This is a genomic window from Photobacterium minamisatsumaniensis, assembly GCF_050336695.1.
GTDB classification, from domain to species: Bacteria; Pseudomonadota; Gammaproteobacteria; order Enterobacterales; family Vibrionaceae; genus Photobacterium; species Photobacterium minamisatsumaniensis.
In genome coordinates this window covers 59590-78344 of the sequence record NZ_JAKJSI010000021.1, presented here as the reverse complement: position 1 = coordinate 78344, position 18755 = coordinate 59590, and the positions used below count along the sequence as shown (strand labels likewise).

Genomic DNA, 18755 nt, shown 5'->3' with positions numbered 1-18755 from the left:
CTAAAACTTTAAGAAAAAGGCATCAATCGCCACGATATAAAACACGGTAATGGCAAGAAATGTCACTGACGGAAACGCAATTAGCCGCGATAGGCGTGTCTTATTTAACACACCGACTGAAATCCATGCAGAGATAACAGCTAACACCAGTACCTGTAGAAATGGCGAATAATAAACATCCCCCCAAGCAAGTTCATGAGGCATTTCCATTATTGCTCTCCTGTATGCTGTGGTTTAAAGGGATAATTTTGTTTACTTGGGTCAATAGGCTCCCCAAATGAAGATGTCGCAACCGGAACAGCATCAGTGGAAAGTATAGGCAACTCAGTATTCTCTAATAGCTCTCCCCAATCTGTTCGTTGTTCCATTTGCTCTTTTATCGAAGGCTTAAGGAATGGCTTTCCGGTTTCAGCCTCCCAACCACCACCTAATGACTTATACAAGGCAACAACTTGCGTTGCGACGTTGCCTTTCACTTGCGCATAGGCATCTTCGCTGCGCGTCATTTTTTCAACTGAACTCAATAGACGTTCAAACGTAATTTGACCATTCTCATATTGAGTTAACGAAATATTGAATGCTCGAACCGACGCACTTACAGAATTAAAAGCCAACCCTTTCTGCTCAAGGTTTAGTTGATAAGACGATAAAGCAGTACTCACTTCCTGTACCGCGAGTAGCACCTGTTTATTGTAATTAGTTAGGCTTTCTTGAAATTTGGCATCTTCAATACGAATCGCATTTTTAACCCGGCCATATTGGAAAATGTTCCATGAAAATGCCGGGCCAAGCGTGAGACTTAATGAGTCGCTAAAACTAAAGTCATTCCCTGCTTGTACGGTGCTGTTTAAACCGATTGCGCCAAACAGCGAAAATTGCGGGTACAAGTCAGCTTCCGCAATACCGATTTGGCTACTTTGTGCATGCGCTTGTAATTCTGCCAGCTGTAGGTCGGGTCGCCTAAGGACTAGGTTTGCATCAACTTGTGTCGTCACAGCTGGTGTTGGTGGGATCAAGGAATATTGATCATAGGTATCTGATAGCTTGGCTGAACGACGGTGATTGTATTTATTATCAAAGGCTTGTATTTTGGCGTTAATCGCAGGATCAGACAGTAGCATTTGCGCTTCCTCAGGCATAATACCCAATAATAGCGCTAGTGCATTACGTGATTGCATCATCCCTATTTTCAAACTGGGTAATGCCGATTGGGTATTATAAAGCTGAGTTTTTGCCTGCTGCACATCAAGTTCGGTGACATTACCAGAATCAAACTGTACTTGTGTTATACGCGCYACCCGTTTTTGGATCTCAATATTGCGCTCAGATAACAGTACTCGCTCCTGAAATGTACGGTAATTAATGTAGTTTCTTGCCACCTCAGAAGTAATTGTGACCAAAATATCATGATATGACGCTATCGAGGCATATAACCCGGCTTCTGCAGATTCAATGCCGCGAGCATAACGTCCCCAAACATCAAGCTCCCAGCCAGCATCAAAGCTAACGGTTGCATTATCAAATGTTGTTTCATTCTGATAAATCTTAGCGAGACTACCTGATACTGTTTGTCGTTGTGGATACTGAAATGAATTCGCGATACCAATAGCAGCTCTCGCCTGAAGGATCCTTAACCCTGCGGATTCTAAATCAAGGTTTTGTTGTGATGCCCGCGATACAAGCTCATTTAAAATAGGATCGTTAAACTGTTGCCACCATTTGGCCGTTTTCCAACTACTGTCTTGATAATCGACAGCCTGCCACTGTGAAGGTAACTCGACAGGTTCAACCCCATCAAAATCAGGGCCTAGGACGGTACACCCCGGTATCGTTAACAAAGAGAGCAAAGCAATTGTATGTCGTATATAGCCTACCACCCTACCCCCTTAAAATTTCTTGTCAGATAACGTGACCCATGAAATATCATCATGCGCTTGTTTACAGGCTATCAATGACTCAAATATATTTTTCTTTAAGTTTAGAAAAATATAAAAACCTGCAATGTCTGAATTTGAATACTTTTCAATTTCGATTGTCGAAAAGTATTGGTCAAGTTGCCGTTCTAAGTCGGTATACTCTTTCCGCATAACAATAAATTGACTATCAGTTTCAGTACAATCAATACTGATTGCTTCACTCGCCATCGCTTTACTTGGTAGAGGTTTACTCAGTATCGCGCTATCTTGATATGAAACTAAACTTTGAGCCAACGCCGGAATAATTCGATCTTTGTACTTTCCTCTTGTCATAGAAACAAGTGGGTTCTCAACAATGCTTTTTTCAGCCTGAAGTAATGTCATTAAATGGTGATGGAAAACATCACACCGTGTATTAAATGTTGTTAATGCCTCTAAGGTTACTGGTGCATAATATTCGGCATTGATCTTCGTACTCCAAACCGTCATTTTCTTAAGTGCGACCTTCATCGTTGCAATGCGCCAACCTAACTCAAGCTGCTGAAATGTTGAACGTTTACTGTTTTGTTGTAGTAAAATAATGCCCTTTGCATGACGAAAAAAACGCTCTCTAAATACGAGTACTAAATGCTCAGACCTTGCCGAAAAAGGAAAGTAATAAGAGAAAATAACCGAAATAACGACGAGGTAAAATAAACTGACAATCATTATTGTGATACCAAAGTGATAGACCATTTCATTGTTAATGCCGAGCGTGAACATTCCTAATAAAAAGAATATGGTTACTGGTCCTTTGAATATATAAAAACCGACAAATGTATAAATAAAAATAAATGCTGCAAGCTCTGATCCCAGTGTTAACTGAGGTAATATAAACACATACGCTGGCACTGAAAAAATGAACCCCAACGTAAATAAGATAAAGAGCAGAAAAGGATGGACAGGTAGATAGGACAGTATGGATACAAACAACGTGCTCAGTACAATGAAATTATATCCTCCTGGCGGGTTAAAATAAATCCAAAACAATGCTGCACACCAATATGTTAGGAACACTTTCACTGCTGTTTTAGCATTTTCAGCATCCCACCAATTGAAATCTGGCAGTGCTTTTAGAGAGGGTAATTCAAATGGAACACGACCGACCACGGAATCAATACTACTGATACAAGTATGGAGTTGAGCTAGCCTCTCTCTTAATTGCTTTAACAAATAAGCGCTGCTTATTGCCTCTCCTCGGTACAAATGCCCAGCTTGTTCCAGTTTATCCTTATCACACTCTATGGGGTCAAAATATTCTGGTGCTTCGGTGTGCTGTGCTTGCCATGCCGTAGGTATTCGATCAAACATCGCAATAAGTTGCTCTCTAAGCGCCTCAAAGTCATGAATAAACTCACTGGGGTGGCCACCAGATCGCGAGTGTTCTTTTGCTGCAAACAACAATATTTCAGTAATTTTCTGATAGAGTGCAACTGAACCGTCCCATTCTTTTTTATACGCTGATATTTCACTACAATCCGCATTAATCGTATGGTACCGCGTTTCAAATGCTTGCTGCGCTTGAAAAAGTTGCTGGCTCAATTCAGCAATAGTAGGGGCGGGAACATCCCCTTCTTCCGTTTCTTTTTCAGGTGTATTGGGGCTTTCAGCTTCGTGATGAGTTTGGTCTTCAGTTTTTGGAGAGCCACTTATTCTGTTAAATAATTCTCGCTGCTTTTCCGTTAATGCTGTCGCGAGTTTCTGTAGGTTTCGCTCAACTTTAGGTGGAAATAAAAATACCCCAACAAGGGTATATATAACCACACCAAATATAGTCATGAATGTCCGATCTAAACCGTAAATAAACGCGCCTTCTGCATCGCCTCCATTGTACATCATTAAGATCATCACCCCTGTTAACATAAACAAGGTGGGATCTTTTAAATAAGCCGAACGGATATAAAAAATAACGGTAATAACAACAGAAACGGCCAACATGTACTGAAAACGATCTTGTGCAAAGGCCCCGACTAACATCAGCCCAATAATGCCTCCCGCAATGGTACCTAATACACGCAGTGTTCCTTTCGCAAACGACTCACGCCGACTGCCAGTTGAAGCGATTAACATCACCGTTGTTGCTGCTGTGGATGGTTGAGACCAACCCAATGCCATAGGGAGTAAATACGCAATCGTCAGGCTAATAGCAACTCGAAAAGCAAACTTAAATTTGTCGCTCAGACAGAAAGGTACCAACCAATTATCAATATTCAACAGCCGTGCAAATACACTGGGTGACCGTGTTAATTCCGATTTTGATTCTATACCCGATTCTGCCACTGAACACCCTCAATAGATTAACGTTGAACTTCTATTGGAATAATAAGGGTAGATGAAGAATGGGAATCGAAAGTAAGATTATGTCTTAGGGCTTGAATTATTTTGTGGATACGATATTTATTCGATGCAACGCCTTAAGCTCATCGCTAGCTCAAGGCGCTGCCGTATCTTTTGTTTAGGTACGACTTCAGAGTTTGTACTTTGATCTTATTCGATAGAAGAAGGCTGCTGTTGTTTTGCTTTTACCGCATTAAATAACAGCTTCACCGCTGAAAGCATGCGGCTTTCATCAATATCAAAATCACCATTATGGTGGCCAGCAGTTAGATCTGAACCAACAAGGCAGTAGATTGCCTTGCCGCCACAAGTTTGTACTCTATCAACCAGATAGCCAGCATCTTCACTTGCACCAAAGTCTTTCTCTCGGAGTACCTGAGTGAAACCACTAACTTCACCAATGCTTTCAAGTAAAGTAACCAGTTCAGGATCATTGGTTAACCCAATCGCTTCACCTTGTGGGCAAATATCAACGCTGACACCATGCATCATCGCTGCCGCTTGCGCAATTTGCTCTACATGTTGGTACATGAAAGAATTCAGCTCTCTGTTTTCACCCCTCGTTTCACCCATTAAAACCGCACTGGCTGGAATAACATTTCGCCCATCTCCCGCATGCATCTGCCCGACATTAATACGGGTCATGCCATCTCTATGGCGAGGAATTGCCAACATTTGCGTCACGGCAGTACATGCTGCTGCTAATGCATTTTGTCCGGCGTTGGGCTCAATACCAGCATGCGCCGGCTTTCCAGAAAAGTGTAAGTCAAACTTAGAACTGCAAAGGAAGTGCTGAGGGTTACACACCAAAGTACCGCTAGGCACATTCATCCCAATATGCGCAGCAAAGAAATAGTCAACATCATCTAGCCACCCACTTTCAGCAATGGCTTTCCCCGCACGACAGCCTTCCTCTGCGGGTTGAAATAATAGTTTTATCTTTCCGTTTAGGTTCGACTTTTCCGAAGCAAGCAGTTCAGCCACCCCTAAGCCAATGGCAGCATGGGCATCATGGCCGCAAGCATGTGCCACGCCGGGGGCTAATGAGTCAAAACCTAAAAAACGCGGGCGGTGTGAATCGTCTTGGCTTTCCATGACTTCAACAGCATCAATATCAAACCTTAGGGCGATGACAGGGCCTGGTCGACCGGTATCTAATACGGCGCCAACCCCCGTCATACCATTCATCTGGGCGAGAAGTTGTAAATCCGCCCCCCAGCTAATTGCCCTCTCTTGCGCTTTAGCAACTAAGTTGGCATCGCGACCCATAACAGAGTCACGGTGAATAATTTCATCATCAAAGCACAACGAATAACCCATAACTTGAAGGTGACTCGCGATGCGACTTGTCGTGAAAAACTCTCGCCATGCAGCTTCTGGGTATCGGTGGAACTCTCGGCGATGATTCATTAACCGCTGCGCTAACACATTTTCATCAAAGCTAATGTTACTTTGCACGTTTCTTTCCTATCGTTTTATGGCGACAGCACAAATTAATAACCTGTGAGTTCCATAAATCCTTGTCCTGAGTGGCTACCTGAAACCGATATTGGGCCTTCCCAATATGAGAACACAAATGGCAACCACTGCTCCTTGCGAACTACATCCACTTTTAGTTTAATTTGCTGGCTTGGTATCTCTAAATTCCAATTCAGCGGATAGTTTTTACCTTTATGGGTCGTATACGACACTGGCACTAACCTGATATCTTCTTGAGCAAGAGAAATCGATTCACCATTCGGCCAACTAATTGACCCAAAATAATATGGTTGGCTTTGCTTTTCTCTGATCTGGTACAGCATTAATGCACGACCATCATCTAAATGTATCGAAAACCAATCCCAGCCTTCTTGCTTCTGGGAAAGTCCAGCACTGCTCCACTCACGATCATACCAGCCTTTTCCCTTTACTTGATACTCTTTGCCGTCAAGCTCCAGCTTCCCGGCTACCTGTAAAAAAGGTTCACTAAAATAATACGAGGCAATATTTTCAGTACTGTGTTTTTTGCTATATCCGCTCTCACCTTGCAATATGCGTTTTCCGCTTTTTTGAACGGAAAGCGACGCTTCCATATTGCCATCGGAAAAAGTTAATACCGCAGGGAATGGAGAGTCGCTATAAGATTTCCATTTCCAGTTATCTAACCAAGCTTGAAATGGACGTCCAGTCACGCCCGCTTGCCCTATTCCACCACGAGAAAAACGCTCTGCTGCCCATGTATTATCTTTACTTGTGATAACAGCATGCGCCATAAAGCGCTGCGGGCTCATCCACCCTTTTTCTTTTTTTATCGAAGAAGCAGACCTGAATAATGTCCATTGAACGCCAAATACATCACCCTTTTCAGATTGTAAATTAGCCGTAAAATACCACCACTCATTTTTAAATTCAGGGTGTGGCAGGTGATCTTCAGGGAAGCTGAACACCTTATTGGGTTCAACTTGCTTAAAATGCTCGTTACCCTGTTCAGCCATGATAGCCACAGATCGATTATCGACATTTGCCGCGTTGTCACAGCCAAACAAGAACAGCAGCCCAGCAAGGACTATGGCTATTCTTTTTGTGCATGCCCAGCCCAAAGTACTCAATTTCACTCTCATTAAAACGCCTCACGAAGTGATGTAATTGCAGAACGTTTTACTAAGCGCCAAACTGGCCAAGCTCCTGCAATGAGTAATACAATTAATGCAGAGCCCAGTGAAATCAAATAATCATTCGGAAAATACTCCACAGGCATCGTCCAACCAAACGAGTATTTCAACACGACATCTATTAATAATTGTGCCAAAACTAACCCTAACGGTAAGGCAATTAGTGCGGTGAGCAAGCCAATAAGTAGAAGCTGGCCTCCCCCTAGTAATGCTAACTCTCGCCCTGTCATCCCCATACAACGTAACAAAGCAAATTGCCGTTGCCGTGAAACCTCGCCCGCTACCGTCGCAAAGAACAAACCGCACACCGCGACAAAAAGAGTCAACTTGCCCAACGTTGCCGTTACAATAAAGGTACGGTCAAACACTTGCATGGCGTTTTGCATAAGCTCGGCATTATTGCGCACGCGCTCTGGAGGTAGTCGGAAAGCCTCACCGAGATCTTTCATGACTTCTAGGGTATTTGCACCTTGATTCAAATGAATCGCTAAGCCGACCTGCCCACGATATGGCCATAGCGCCTGCCAACGTTTTTGAGCCAGCACGACCTGTCCATGAGGGTTCCCATAGTCATAATACACCCCAGCAATAATCCATTTTTTATTCATCGGTGCAGGTAAATTAATGACATCACCAGGCTGCCAACCTTGCTTCAAAGCCAAGGATTCGCTAACTAATACTGAACGATTGTGATGTAGTTGCTGCCAATATTCGGGCATTGCAACTTTCATTACCATCGCACTTTTTTCATCTTGTGTTCCACCAACACTCACAACTTGCAACGTGCCAGCATCAGTATTCAGGGTTTTACGCCACTGCCACCACACTTGTTTTACATCTTCATGGTTTTCTAACCAGTTTGAGACTCGAGGTGCAACATTAATGGATGGACGAACATAAATATCAGCCGCTAATCGTTGGTCAAGCCACGTCTCAGTAGTATGCCTAAAACTTCCCACCATGGTTTCCATACCAATGTTCGATGCTAACGCCAGCATAAATGCCATCGCAGCGACACCTCGATAACTCAAGCTTGCTGCGGCATCAGAAAAGAACCAGCGCAACCTTGCAGATCGCACAACGGTACCCAGTATTTTAAATAACTGCCATAACAAAAATGGCATGGCTAATGCCGATGCAATCAAGATGCACGCAATCAACATGAAGCCTGCCTGCTGCCCATGCGGTAGCTGATAGATGCCAATTGCTGCACCAAGGAATACACAAGATAAAACGGCTTGTATCGCAAACTCTTTACCACTGAAACGAACCAACGACATATGGGTCGCAAGACGGGCTGGCGGTGTACGAATTAAACGAATGAGTGGCCAGCCACACGCTAGCAAGCTGCCAAACAGTGCAATCAATAACGACGTTACCCCCCATTGCCAATGCCAAGTAACAGAAAGACTGACATTGGCACCATATAAATCATTTAAAGATTCGGCCACTGACGGCAATAATTGCTGCGCTAAAAGCATACCGAGCAAATTACCGCCAACGAGCCCTAATACAATCCAAACAACTAGCTCTAACATCAAGCCTTTTGCCAATTGCGATGAAGAGACGCCAGCCTGCCGTAATAAGCCAACCAATGGCTGTCGCTGCGTGAATGACAACGACATAGCCTGATAAAATATGAATAACCCAACAACAAACGCAAGCATCCCCATCGCAAATAAGTTGAGATGGAAAGCATTGGTGAGCGGTTCGAGCCCTGCGCTTTGTTCTTTTTCTAAAATGAAGGCGTGAGGTAATTTATCTTGTAATGCAGCAAGCTCACCTTCAGTCATTGCCCCGCATAAAATAGCCGTTAAACCTGCACTTGGTTGAAGCTGACGAAGTAAAGACATGTCAGCGATCATCCTTGGCCCTTTCACCCGTTCTTCTGCGACAACTTTTAGTGGGCCAATTTGCTTGCCACTTTCTAGCGTCAAACGTTGGCCATCAACCACACCCATATAGTTAGCAAGCTGTGCACCCACTAATATCGGGTAAGGCGGCTGCATCAGTTCCATCATTTGAATTTGGTTTGCTTGCGAAAGTCCACCAACAGATGAAAAACTGGAAAACAATGAAATAGGATCAATACCCACTAATTCAAAATCTTGCCCTTTATCAGTAACAACCCTCGCTTGATCAAAAGGAACACATTGCTTAAACCCTTCACGCCGCAACTGGATATAAAAACCTTGTGGTACTTTTAATGACGGTTGATTATGTCGAATTCGGTGCGGGAAAGGATTTGAAAAAAGTTGCTCACCATCACGGTAGCTTTCACGGGCTTGCTGATTGACACCTAACACCCCTACTAGCAGTGCAATACCAAGCGTCAACCCGAACCAAACAAGAACAATTTGAAGAGGGTGGCGTTTATAATGCCCCCACAGCGCTTTAGCTACGGGGTTTGACATGAAGTTGCCCTCCTTGAAGACGGATACAACCATTCATATGCTCTGCCACTTTTTTACTGTGCGTAACCAGCAATAACGTGCAATCCAGTTGTTTGGTTAAATTAACCAATAATCGAATAACTGCACCAGCATTGCGCTCATCTAAACTCCCCGTTGGTTCATCAGCCAATAAGATTTCCGGCTCCATATATAATGCCCGAGCAATTGCGGCGCGCTGTTGCTGCCCACCAGACATCTCTTCTGGGTAACGACCGAGCAAAGGCATGAGATCCAATGCAGATATTATTTGGCGCCACAATGCCGGGTTTTCTTTCAACCCTTTCAATTGTCGGCAAAAACGAATGTTATCTGCGGTTACTAGCGTAGGGAGTAAGTTAAACTGCTGAAAAACGAGACCTATATTGTTACGACGAAAAGCGGTACGTTCACGCTCAGAAATAGCATGAATTGGAGTGTCACCAAGCCAAACCTCACCAGAATCTGACGAGTCTAGACCTGCGATGAGGTTAAGAAGTGTACTTTTTCCTGAGCCACTCTCTCCCATTAAAGCCAACTGCTCACCTTGCTGAAGTGCGAGCTCCGCCCCTTGCAAAACAGAATGGTATTCACCGCCATCATGATACCCTTTGCATAGGTCGACCAGTCGTAACATTTTTATCCCCAGTTTAGGAAAGTTGTGGAAGGAATTTACCGTAAACCCCTAATTCTATAAAGCACTTTAAAAGCAATAATGAAAAATACAATCCAAGACGCTACATCACCTCTACAAATACCCTACACTGCAAACAATACGCTCACAAAATAAATGAAAGCAGTTTAGTAACGTTCTATATCCACCTCTAAATGTATTGATTAGTATAAAAATCAATTATGAATTTAGCTGAGTATTATACTGTTAGCTCCTTTAATGTATTCTCTTTGTTAAACGATCATTTTGATCATTCAGCTCAAGTAATTAAATCTTTTCACTCAGTTTTCCACTACATTGATAGTATTAAAAGCGTAACATGCATTTATGATTACAGCAGGGAGCATGTAATTTATGGTAAAAACAGTTTTAGTTGTTGGCGCATCGGGCTATATCGGTACTCACCTTGTCCCCGAGCTTTCAAACGCGGGTTATAACGTAAAAGCAACGTCACGCAATGTAAAATTGTTAAAGAAAAGAAAGTGGGAAAAAACAGGTAACATTTCACTTCATGAACTTGATTTAAACACCCCGAATAACCTTAATGAGCTACTCCAAGATGTTGATACTGTTTTCTTTTTAGTTCATGGTATGAACCATGGGCACGATTTTATTGATATCGAAATAGATGCCGCAGAAAACTTCAGCTCAGCCTTGAAGCAAAGCCAAGTTAAGCGTGTCATTTACCTTGGAGCTCTGCAACCGAAGGACGGGGTCTCGAAACATTTATCGGCCCGTAAAGCGACAGGCGAAATTCTTCGAAAATGTGATATTCCAGTCACTGAATTACGAGCAGGGATCATTGTTGGCCCCGGCTCTGCCGCTTTTGAAGTTATGCGAGATTTTGTCTACCACTTACCCGTTATTGCCACGCCTAAATGGGTTAAATCCCGAAATTCCCCAATCGCATTACGTAACTTACTTTATTACTTACTTGAGTTATTAAAATTCGAACCATGCCGCCATCAAATCATGGATATTGCGGGCCCAGAAGACATTACCTATGAATCACAAATGCGTATACTTGGCCGTCAGGCAGGTAAAAAAGTACGCATTCTACCCATCCCTTTTTTAACCCCGAAATTTGCCGCATTTTGGTTACGTTTTATTACTTCAGTACCCACAAATATTGCTAAAGCCCTAATCGGAGGCTTGCGATTCGATCTTCCTGCTGACGGCAGTGCAATACAGTCTCTCATTCCTCAATACCTACTAAGTTACGATGAAGCCGTAGAAGAATGTTTAAGCCATGAAACCGAAGTAGTTAGAAGTGATATTTGGGGGTTTGACCCTGATGCTTTATCTCGCTGGCAACCTGGCTACGGTTATTACCCCAAGCAGGCGGGTTACACCTTACAAACAGACGCAACTTGCGAGCAACTCTGGCGACAAGTGCAACTTGTGGGTGGTAAAGAAGGATATTTTTATGCCAATTTTTTGTGGCGTATACGAGAATGGATGGACTTTGCCATTGGTGGGAGCGCATTAAAACGTCATCGACGCGATCCTAATGAACTACAGCTCGGCGATAAAGTAGATTCATGGAAGGTTATTAACCTTAAAGATAATAAGTTTTTGTCTTTATTATTTGGCATGAAAGCACCAGGGCTTGGTCGCTTAGAATTTACTATCGAGGATAAAGGCGAATACCGTGAGGTCGACATTCGTGCATGGTGGCACCCCGCAGGTTTTACTGGCCTACTCTATTGGTTTGCCATGATGCCAGCCCACTTGTTTATCTTTCGAGGTATGACACACGCCCTTGTCAAGCGATGCAAAGCAAAGGGACATGATGGTAAAAGTGATACACTCTAATAGGACATCCATTGGCCGATATCATCACCAAATATGTAGATAAAAAATAAGCGAGAGCAAAAGCCCTCGCTTACTTATTCAGCCAATACAGTGTCGTTTAGCGTGTTGGCAATTCAGGCAAATGTGAACCCGCATTTCCTGGGTAAACAAGGTACTCACCATGGTACTTAACCATCGACTTATAATCCGTCACTTTATACAGCAACAAACCGTGCTCAAACGCGGCATCAACCAAAGCTTTAGCATCGCCACGAACAAAAAATGAAAGAGGCTTCATCAGTTCATCACCTTCTGAAAACCCGGCTTTAATTTGTGCCGAACACACCACTAATGAAGCTTGACCATCAGTAAAATGCTTAACCTTACGATTGACTTCGTATTCCGTTGTCACTAACCAATCATCAGCTTCAAGCTGCTGGTATAAAGCATCAACTTGGCTTTTGCTGATCGCTTTACCGCTATTGTTGTTATCAGCTTGAGTTCCACCTATCGTGTATTGAATGTGCTCAAACTGCTGCTTTAGTTGTGCATTCTTACCCTTGCTTCGAGCTTGTTTTTGCCACGCAATGAGTGTTTTAGCCACACAATGATCATAATATTGCTGCTTGATCACTTTTGTAACCCAAGCACTAAGAAAATGGGTTTCACTGATTGGGTTACGTGGTGTTTTACCTGATGACTGAGACTCAGACAATAAGGTTAAGCCATCGGTTACTAGCTTATAAATCTCTTGATAAAAAGTTGTCATGTGTTTCCTTAAGCATCACGCGATAAAAACCAGTAAAAGCCAGCAGATAAAAACGCACACAGCGCCATTGTAATTGCCATCGGCCATGCTGATGAATTGTGCATTAAAGCAACCAACCCACCAACAACAGTACCGGTTCCAAATCGCATTGTGCCTGCCAATGAAGAAGCCGTTCCCGCCATATGCGGATACTTCGCAAGCAAGCACGCCATTGTATTACTACCAATGATAGAAATTGTACCAACAAATAGCATGACAGGGATAACAACCCCCCACAAGCCCAGACCTAGCACCTGCCCAAGAATCGCACCGATACCCGCAATTAGCTGAATAATCAGTCCAAATCGTAACATCCAATGCGAGCCCATTTTTTTAACTAAGCGTCCATTAATGCTGGTCATTAATATTAAACACACGACATTTAAGCCAAATAACAAGCCAAAGTGCTCAGTGCTTACATTGTACAAATCGATGTAGACGAATGACCCAACAGTTAAAAACGTAAACATGCCAGCAAATGAAAAGCCACTACAGAAAATCAATCCAACAGCCGTCGGTGTCGTTAGCATTTTGGCGTAATTACGTAGGGTCGAACCAAGATGAAAAGGCAGACGTTTTTCAGGTGGCAATGTCTCGGGAATACGAAAGACAACGGCGATGACAATCAGTATCGCAAAGCCAGCCAATACCCAGAAGATCGAGCGCCAGCCAAACCATACCGACAAGTACCCCCCTAACATGGGTGCGATGAGAGGGGCAATCGTCATGACCAAGGTAATAAACGACATCATTCGAGCAAATTCTTCCCGCTCAAACATATCACGTACCAAAGCCTGAATTATGACCGCGGCAGCAGCGCCAGCAAAGCCTTGTGCAGCACGAACCCACGTTAGTTCAACGATACCTTGGCTGGTTGCACTGAACATAGCGGCAATCGCGAAAGCAATAACGCCAATGATTAAAATTGGCTTACGTCCGTAGCTATCAGCTAAAGGTCCATGTAAAAGCTGACCGATAGCAAAACCTGCGGTATACGCTGTCAATGTTGTTTGGACTAAACTTGGGTTTACTGCTAAATCTCTGGCAATTGTTGGCATTGCCGGTAAATACATATCGATAGCAAGTGGTGTTAATGCACCAATCGCACCAAGAATAATAATTAGTTGCAAGCTCAGCTTTTGGCCGTCTTGTGTTGTCATAAGAACTCTATTACTGGTGGAATTATCAAGAAGAAGCTTATTGTACGATGAATTAGCTGAATTGACTCTTTCTCAATAAGAAAGATTGCGTTTCTAATAAGGTATTTACGAAATATGACGTAGATACTCGGCTTTCGGCAAGAGTTTATAGAGGGATATAGTGGGAATAACTAAACAAGGGAGCAAAGCTCCCCTGAAAATCGTTTGTCTAATATCAAATAAACGTTAAACGCTCACTCTTACTTTTGAAACGATGCGACTTCTTCTTCCGTCAGTTGACGGTATTCGCCCGGCTCAAGCTCTTCATCAAGCTCAACACTGCCAATCTGCTCGCGATGTAGCCCAACAACCTTATTACCAACAGCGGCAAACATACGCTTAACTTGATGGTATTTACCTTCAGAAATGGTAATAACAGCTTCACGCTCACTTAAAATTTCAAGTTTAGCTGGTCGTGTTAGATCTTTTTCACCACGCAGTTGCACCCCTTCAGCAAACTGCTGAATAGTTTCTTCTGCTAGAGGATCAGCCAACTCCACATAATACACTTTTTCGCAAACATGGCGTGGAGACGTTATACGGTGAGACCATTGCCCGTCATCGGTAAGTAGGACCAGCCCTGTCGTATCACCATCTAGGCGGCCCGCTACATGAAGCTTTTCTGGGCTTACTTCATCAATAAGTACAAAAACCGTTGGGTTGTAGTCATCCACATGGGAACACACAAAGCCTGTTGGCTTGTTAAGCATAAAGTAACGGGGACCATTGAACCGCAAAGAACGACCATTAAATTCAACGTCACAATCATCAGTGACTTTTAGTGAGCCATTTTTAACAACCTCACCATTGATTTCGATCTGCTTGTCTTTTAGCAGCTTACCTGCTTCTCTGCGGGTAATACCTAGCGTGGTACTTAGGAATTTATCAAGCCTCATTACTGGCTCCATATGGTACAAAAACGCGCATCATAACAACTTACACATTGTATGCACATCTTAACGCGCATTATGAGCTAAAATAGAAGCGATCGTTGACACCATTCAATATGCAACCCAAGGAATTTGTGCAAGCTTTAAAGTTCAAGGTTATTCTTCAATTTCTAACGAACATCTAAATCTCGAACATTTTTTACTTTATGTGGTCTGAATTATTGGACGTGTCAGATATTGGTTACGTATAAACAGGAAGTATACCTTTCACTACGTTTGGGTAGTGAAGCCTAACTGCTAAGGTCAAAATATGAACATCTCACTTGTTGCGCCAAGTATGTCGTCAAAGGATATGCTCCTTAAACTCGTTGAGGAGCTATTTGAATATGAAGTTCTTCCTCAAAAGAAAGAACAGACTCAACACGCCATCAATCAGCTTCTTAGTAACCCCGAGCTCGGCCAAGCTTGGTTTATTGAAATAGACAACGATGGTGAAAAAATCATTGCTGGGCACATCATTGTTAGTTACAGCTTCAGCCTTGAACACGGCGGGCGAGTTGGTTTAATCGACCAATTTTATCTCAAACCAGATTGGCGCCAGCAAGGGATCGGTACAGACCTTATCCCTCAAATCGAACAACATACTGCTGAAGCTGGCGTACACGCCCTTTCACTTGAAGTAAATATCGGTAATAAAGGTGCGCGTAAATTCTATGAAAAGCATGGTTTTGTTCCTCGACGTCAGTTCTGCATGATGACCAAAGTGATTAGTCCAAGCGAAATACCACTGACTATTGCCTCATAGTACCAGCACCAGAATACCTGCTTCATAATAGTGAACTGCCTAACCAAGAGGCAGTTCAAGTATCCAATCAACACTCGCCAATAAGCATAACGATCGGTACACTAGCAAGCCTCATCTCGCAATGCTCATAACGCCATTTTATGTATACCCTTCGTCCTTATCAGCAAGACAGTGTCAACGCAACGATCCATTACTTTCGCAAAAACTCTACCCCAGCAGTACTTGCTTTACCAACGGGTGCCGGTAAGAGCTTAGTGGTTGCTGAACTTGCAAGGATAGCCCGTGGACGCGTTTTAGTTCTCACCCACGTTAAAGAACTGGTAGAGCAAAACCATGCGAAATATGAAAGTTATGGCCTGAAAGCTTCTATATTTTCCGCGGGGCTGGGTCGTAAAGAAACCGACAAGCAAGTTGTTTTTGCCTCTGTACAGTCGATGGCTAACAGCCTTGAACTATTTGCTAATGAGTTTTCACTATTGGTTATCGATGAATGCCACCGTGTACCAGACGATGAAAATAGTGCTTATCGTAAAGTCATCGCTCATGTTCAGAAGATAAACCCGGGCATTAAGATCCTTGGCCTTACTGCAACCCCCTATCGCCTTGGCATGGGTTGGATTTATAAATATCACACGCGTGGGCAAGTACGCACAGAACAAGAGCGGTTCTTCCGAGACTGTATCTTTGAATTACCCATTCGTTATTTACTTGATGAAGGCTTTCTCACTGAACCCAAAGTCATGGATATGGCTGTGCTTGGTTATGATTTTTCCAGCCTAAAAGCATCAAACAGTGGCCATTATAAAGAGTCAGATCTCGATAGCGTCATCGAAAAATCCGCACGGGCGACGCCGATGATCATTGACCAAGTCATTGATTATGCAAAAGACCGTCGGGGTATAATGATTTTTGCGTCAACAGTAAACCATGCGCAAGAAATTATGGGCTATCTGGAAGGTGAAAACGCCGCTCTCGTTGTTGGCGATACGCCAGTAGACGAGCGTGATCGTATTATAAACAGTTTCAAGCGACAAGAGATCAAGTATTTAGTGAACGTTTCTGTTCTTACTACAGGCTTTGATGCTCCGCATGTTGATCTTATTGCGATTCTTCGTCCAACAGAATCTATTAGCCTTTACCAACAAATTGTCGGCCGAGGTTTACGCTTATCTGACGGCAAGAAAGATTGCCTCGTTCTAGAATATGCTGGTAATTGCTATGACTTATATCAACCCGAAGTCGGCGATCCTAAACCAAACAGCGATAGCGAAGTGATCATGGTTCCCTGCCCTGCATGTGGGTTTAACAACAGCTTTTGGGGCAAACTTGATCCTGCAGGCTTTTTAATTGAGCACTATGGGCGTCGCTGCCAAGGCTATTTTGAAGATGATGATACTGGTGAGCGTGAAGAGTGTGGTTATCGATTTAGAGCCAAATATTGCGAAGAGTGCGGTGCTGATAATGACATTGCCGCGCGCCGTTGCCATCAATGCGATGCGGTGATGGTCGATCCGGATAAAAAACTCCGCGATGCATTGAAGTTAAAAGACGCGATGATCATGAAGTGTACTGATCTGCGTTTAGAGCCAGGCAAGAACAAATTTGAAAAGCCACAATTAAAAGTTATCTACGTCAGTGATGAAGGCTCAGAAATTAGCGAAGTTTGGCCGTTATCGACTAAAGGGCAAAAAAACGAGTTTCTGCGTAAATTCATTAACCCACACTTAGTCGATCGTCACCGCCCATTCACTGATACCGCACCAACAAAGGTCGCCAATAATGAGCACCGACTACGTCCACCAGAAATCATAATAGCCCGTAAAAGTGGCCGCTTTTGGGCAATTCGAGATAAGCTATTTGATATCGACCAGTACCAAAAAGCGTAGTCATATTTAATTACATAATATCGACAATGACCGACCAAAATACAAACAGTTACAATAAAGTCGATTTTATTGTTTAAGTTATGACACACAAAGGGATTGCATAATAGCAATATCATCTCCCATCATTACAATTCATAACTGATCATCATCATAATGCTTCAGGGACTTAGTATTGAAAAACTATAACAAGGCTGTATTACCACTTTTGCTAATCGTTACACCATTTTCAGCCAAGGCGATGACAACTTTCGATACACGAAGTGTAGGTATGGGGGGAACAGGTGTAGCCTCTGCCAATTACCTTACAGCAAGTTTCCATAACCCAGCCCTTACAGCAGCTTATGGATACGATGATTCTTTCGGCATGATTCTCCCTATGGTCGGTGCCCGTGTACATGATGCTGATAGCTCACTGGATAAACTTGACCATTTTCAAGAACTCGATAACAACCTTGGTAACAACCCGACGCCAGACGAACTCAATCAATGGCGTGAAGCACTAAGACAATTAGACAATAATACGTTAAATGCTGAAGCCAACTTAGGTATCGTCATCGCGATTCCTAACCGCTATTTAAGTACCAATTTTTTTGTTAAATCACAGATGTCTGCCATTGCAGCGTTTGATGTTAATGATGATGATTTAACCTTAGATGATCCCGCTAATTCCGAACTAAAATCCAGCGGTCAGGCCATTGCTGGCGCAACTATCGATGTCGGTTTCACTTTCGCAAAATCATTTGGCCCCAAAGATCAACCATTGTTCATTGGTATCTCACCCAAATACCAACGTATTTATGCGGTTAACTACATAGAAACGCTAGATAAATTTGAAGATGATGACTTTGACTGGGCAGATGAGTATGTTGAAAAATCTTCAGTCAACTTTGATATCGGTGCAGCTTACCAACTTACCGATGATATGTTGGTTGGTATTGCAGGACGCAACATAATCAAACATACCCTTGCCGCTAATCCTCAAAATGGCATAAGGGCAACCTACATTGTGAACCCTGAATATGTCTTGGGTATCGAGTATGAGCTTGATTGGATTAGCCTTGCCGCAGACATTGATTTAAATACTAAAAAGTACTTCAAAGAGTATGACTATAAGACTCAATACGCCCGCTTAGGTGCAGAACTTGATGCTTGGGGCTGGGCACAATTTCGTATGGGTTACATACACAGCATGACAAGTTTTACCGATGATATGGTAACCCTCGGCTTAGGTTTCCGCCCATTTGGCAAAATTGGGTTTGATTTGGGCGCACAAGCAGGTAAAGACGATAATTACGCTCTTTCAGCACAAATGACGCTGAATTTCTAAC

14 protein-coding genes are annotated in these 18755 nt (G+C 43.1%); 4 read left to right on the top strand and 10 right to left on the bottom strand.

Annotated features, from left to right (window positions below; genetic code table 11):
* The 7 genes from L4D78_RS11760 to L4D78_RS11730 form a co-directional block, all read right to left on the bottom strand.
* Entirely contained in the window at positions 1-204 is a 204-nt protein-coding gene (locus L4D78_RS11760) for a DUF1656 domain-containing protein (protein WP_428459928.1), read from the bottom strand.
* A 5-nt stretch (positions 205-209) separates the two neighbouring features.
* A complete protein-coding gene (locus L4D78_RS11755; protein WP_428467095.1) occupies positions 210-1877 on the bottom strand; it encodes a TolC family protein in 1668 nt (555 codons plus the stop codon).
* 9 nt (positions 1878-1886) lie between these two features.
* A complete protein-coding gene (locus L4D78_RS11750) occupies positions 1887-4136 on the bottom strand; it encodes an FUSC family protein (protein ID WP_428467152.1) in 2250 nt (749 codons plus the stop codon).
* Between the two features lie 306 nt (positions 4137-4442).
* Positions 4443-5750: an amidohydrolase gene (locus L4D78_RS11745; RefSeq protein ID WP_428467094.1), complete on the bottom strand. Its 1308-nt coding sequence runs from the start codon at positions 5748-5750 to the stop codon at positions 4443-4445.
* A gap of 35 nt (positions 5751-5785) precedes the next feature.
* Complete coding sequence (locus tag L4D78_RS11740) at positions 5786-6892, bottom strand: lipocalin-like domain-containing protein (RefSeq protein WP_428467093.1); 1107 nt, start codon at positions 6890-6892, stop codon at positions 5786-5788.
* On the bottom strand, positions 6892-9357 hold the full coding sequence (locus tag L4D78_RS11735) for an ABC transporter permease (protein WP_428467092.1): 2466 nt from the start codon (positions 9355-9357) through the stop codon (positions 6892-6894). The genes L4D78_RS11740 and L4D78_RS11735 overlap by 1 nt, the downstream gene beginning before the upstream one ends.
* Positions 9338-10009 (bottom strand): ABC transporter ATP-binding protein, encoded by a 672-nt coding sequence (locus tag L4D78_RS11730; protein ID WP_428467091.1) that lies wholly within the window; start codon positions 10007-10009, stop codon positions 9338-9340. The genes L4D78_RS11735 and L4D78_RS11730 overlap by 20 nt, the downstream gene beginning before the upstream one ends.
* Positions 10010-10399: 390 nt before the next feature.
* Between L4D78_RS11730 and L4D78_RS11725 the strand changes: the two genes are divergently transcribed.
* Entirely contained in the window at positions 10400-11860 is a 1461-nt protein-coding gene (locus L4D78_RS11725; protein ID WP_428467090.1) for an SDR family oxidoreductase, read from the top strand.
* Between the two features lie 97 nt (positions 11861-11957).
* Here L4D78_RS11725 and L4D78_RS11720 read toward each other — a convergent pair whose 3' ends face one another.
* From L4D78_RS11720 to rsuA, 3 genes are all read right to left on the bottom strand, one after another.
* Positions 11958-12608 (bottom strand): DUF2913 family protein, encoded by a 651-nt coding sequence (locus tag L4D78_RS11720; protein ID WP_428467089.1) that lies wholly within the window; start codon positions 12606-12608, stop codon positions 11958-11960.
* A gap of 8 nt (positions 12609-12616) precedes the next feature.
* Positions 12617-13807, bottom strand: coding sequence for a Bcr/CflA family multidrug efflux MFS transporter (locus L4D78_RS11715; protein ID WP_428467088.1), 1191 nt, complete (start codon positions 13805-13807; stop codon positions 12617-12619).
* Between the two features lie 239 nt (positions 13808-14046).
* The gene (gene rsuA / locus L4D78_RS11710; protein WP_428467087.1) at positions 14047-14742 is read right to left on the bottom strand and encodes a 16S rRNA pseudouridine(516) synthase RsuA; all 696 of its coding nucleotides are present in this window, start codon (positions 14740-14742) and stop codon (positions 14047-14049) included.
* Positions 14743-15046: 304 nt separating this feature from the next.
* Between rsuA and L4D78_RS11705 the strand changes: the two genes are divergently transcribed.
* The 3 genes from L4D78_RS11705 to L4D78_RS11695 all read left to right on the top strand — a co-directional run bounded on the left by L4D78_RS11705 (position 15047) and on the right by L4D78_RS11695 (position 18754).
* Positions 15047-15541, top strand: coding sequence for a GNAT family N-acetyltransferase (locus L4D78_RS11705; RefSeq protein WP_428467086.1), 495 nt, complete (start codon positions 15047-15049; stop codon positions 15539-15541).
* 140 nt (positions 15542-15681) lie between these two features.
* A complete protein-coding gene (gene radD / locus L4D78_RS11700; RefSeq protein WP_428467085.1) occupies positions 15682-17427 on the top strand; it encodes a DNA repair helicase RadD in 1746 nt (581 codons plus the stop codon).
* 172 nt (positions 17428-17599) lie between these two features.
* Complete coding sequence (locus L4D78_RS11695) at positions 17600-18754, top strand: conjugal transfer protein TraF (protein ID WP_428467084.1); 1155 nt, start codon at positions 17600-17602, stop codon at positions 18752-18754.
* The last annotated feature ends 1 nt before the right edge of the window (position 18755 follow it).

Coding starts and splice junctions, on each gene's coding strand:
- L4D78_RS11720 (WP_428467089.1), bottom strand. CDS start 12,608: ATGACAACTTTTTATCAAGAGATTTATAAGCTAGTAACCGATGGCTTA.
- L4D78_RS11705 (WP_428467086.1), top strand. CDS start 15,047: ATGAACATCTCACTTGTTGCGCCAAGTATGTCGTCAAAGGATATGCTC.
- L4D78_RS11725 (WP_428467090.1), top strand. CDS start 10,400: ATGGTAAAAACAGTTTTAGTTGTTGGCGCATCGGGCTATATCGGTACT.
- L4D78_RS11760 (WP_428459928.1), bottom strand. CDS start 204: ATGCCTCATGAACTTGCTTGGGGGGATGTTTATTATTCGCCATTTCTA.
- rsuA (WP_428467087.1), bottom strand. CDS start 14,742: ATGAGGCTTGATAAATTCCTAAGTACCACGCTAGGTATTACCCGCAGA.
- L4D78_RS11740 (WP_428467093.1), bottom strand. CDS start 6,892: ATGAGAGTGAAATTGAGTACTTTGGGCTGGGCATGCACAAAAAGAATA.
- L4D78_RS11735 (WP_428467092.1), bottom strand. CDS start 9,357: ATGTCAAACCCCGTAGCTAAAGCGCTGTGGGGGCATTATAAACGCCAC.
- L4D78_RS11715 (WP_428467088.1), bottom strand. CDS start 13,807: ATGACAACACAAGACGGCCAAAAGCTGAGCTTGCAACTAATTATTATT.
- L4D78_RS11730 (WP_428467091.1), bottom strand. CDS start 10,009: ATGTTACGACTGGTCGACCTATGCAAAGGGTATCATGATGGCGGTGAA.
- radD (WP_428467085.1), top strand. CDS start 15,682: ATGTATACCCTTCGTCCTTATCAGCAAGACAGTGTCAACGCAACGATC.